This is a genomic window from Peribacillus sp. (genome assembly GCF_059453735.1).
In genome coordinates this window covers 1-2,223 of the sequence record NZ_JAZVJO010000476.1, presented here as the reverse complement: position 1 = coordinate 2,223, position 2,223 = coordinate 1, and the positions used below count along the sequence as shown (strand labels likewise).

Here is a 2,223-nt window from a genome sequence, read left to right as displayed (position 1 = left end):
GATTCTTTCTAAAGAATACCCAGCAGCAAATTTGAAGTTTACTTTTAATATGAAACTTCAAAGGATTACCTTAGATGTAACCTATAATCCAAATTTGTATACGAAAGATTATTTAATAGAACTATGGGATCGATTCCAAAGAATTCTAACGCTAGGTTTAGATGAAAAGGAAAGAGCTTTAAGAGATATTGAACTATTAACAGAAGAAGAAAAACATAAATTTATTTATGAATTTAATGATAAAGAATGCCCCTACCCAGATGGAAAAACCATTTGTGGATTATTTGAAGAACAAGTCCTTAAGACGCCTAATGAGATTGCGGTGGTATGTGAAGACGAAGAAGTGTCATATCGAGAATTAAACAGCAGGGCTAATCAACTGGCATGGACCCTTCTAGAAAGGGGATTGAAGACCGAGGATTTAGTGTGTATCCTGGCAGAACGTTCAGTCGATACAGTTGTTGGCATTCTGGCAATATTAAAGGCTGGTGGAGCGTATGTGCCAATCGACCCCTCATATCCAATTGAACGTATCCAGTATATGATGGAGGATTCTGGAGCAGGGTTTGTTTTGCTGGCGGAAGCCCATGAAAAGCTTGTAAATCAGAATACAGTTAACTTATTTATTGATGACAGTTCTTATTATAGTGAAGATGTCTCCAACCCTCACTTACCATTGGATCCTGCCTCTTTAGCCTATATTATTTATACTTCGGGAACGACTGGTAAACCAAAGGGAACTTTAATCGAACATAAAAATGTTGTCCGGCTATTATTTAATGAAAAAAATAGATTTGATTTTGATTCTAAGGATGTCTGGACACTCTTTCATTCCTTCTGCTTTGATTTTTCAGTTTGGGAGATGTATGGTGCGCTGTTATATGGAGGTAAGTTAGTAATTGTACCTTCAATGGTCGCCAAAGATCCAGTTCACTTTAGAACACTGCTAATTAAACAAAAGGTGACGATTTTAAATCAGACACCAACTTATTTTTACCAGTTGATGACCGAGGAATTAAAAGATGATTCCAATAAATTGAGTTTACGTAAAGTTATCTTTGGCGGTGAGGCGCTAAACCCAGCCCAGCTAAAAGATTGGCGGAAGAAGTTTCCAGTAGTTCAATTGATTAATATGTATGGTATTACAGAGACCACCGTACATGTAACCTATAAAGAAATTACCGAAAGAGAGATTAGCAAAGGAAAGAGTAATATAGGAAGGCCTTTGCCAACATTACAAACGTACATATTGAATCAAAATCATCAGCTGCAGCCAATTGGCATTCAAGGTGAACTATACGTGGCCGGAAGTGGTTTAGCAAGAGGATACATAAATAGACCCGAGTTGACGGCTGAAAAATTTATTGATAATCCCTTTTTTCCAGGGGAAAAAATGTATAAAACAGGCGATCTTGCAAGACTATTGCCTGATGGCAACTTGGAATATTTAGGCCGGATCGATCAGCAGGTTAAGATTCGAGGATATCGAATTGAAATAGGAGAAATTGAGGCTAAGCTTTTAAAGATTCCATTTATGAAGAAAGTTCATGTTCAATTATATGAAGATGAGGCTGGGCAGCGGAGTCTCTGTGCTTATTATGTAGCAGATGAGAAAAAAGGTGCTGGAGAACTAAGAAATCTCCTATCTGTTGACCTTCCTGCTTATATGATCCCTTCGTATTTTATCCGATTAGAGGCATTTCCTATTACCTTTAATGGTAAGCTCGATACAAAGTCACTGCCTTCTCCGAAGGAATATATGGAGAAAAATAGTGAATATGTTGAGCCAAGGAATGAAAAGGAGAAAATCCTGGCGGGCATTTGGGAAAAGGTACTTGGGATTCAGCAAGTTGGAATTGATGACAACTTTTTTGATTTAGGCGGAGACTCGATAAAGTTTATCCAAGTGTCATCCAAGTTATATCAAGTTGGTTATCGCGTTGAAATGAAGGACTTATTTAAATATCCAACTATTGCTCTTATCAGTCCTTTTGTAACAGCATCCAAGTCACTTGCTGAGCAGGGAGCCGTCTCAGGTGATGTACCGTTTACTCCTATCCAGAGCTGGTTTTTTGAGAAACATTCCGATATACATCACTTTAACCAATCCGTTATGCTTTTCCGGGAATCCGGATTTAAAGAGGATATTTTAAAGGCGGCTTTTGAGGGCATAATTGTGCATCATGATGCACTTAGAATGGTTATTAAAGACAATAATGGGCA

Annotated in this window: 1 protein-coding gene; it reads left to right on the top strand. The window is 37.8% G+C overall.

Annotation, left to right across the window (positions count from 1 at the left end; all coding sequences use genetic code 11):
* Window positions 1-49: 49 nt before the first annotated feature.
* Window positions 50-2,223 (top strand): non-ribosomal peptide synthetase (locus tag AC52RT_RS15690; RefSeq protein ID WP_495541609.1); only part of this gene is annotated, 2,174 nt, incomplete at its 3' end.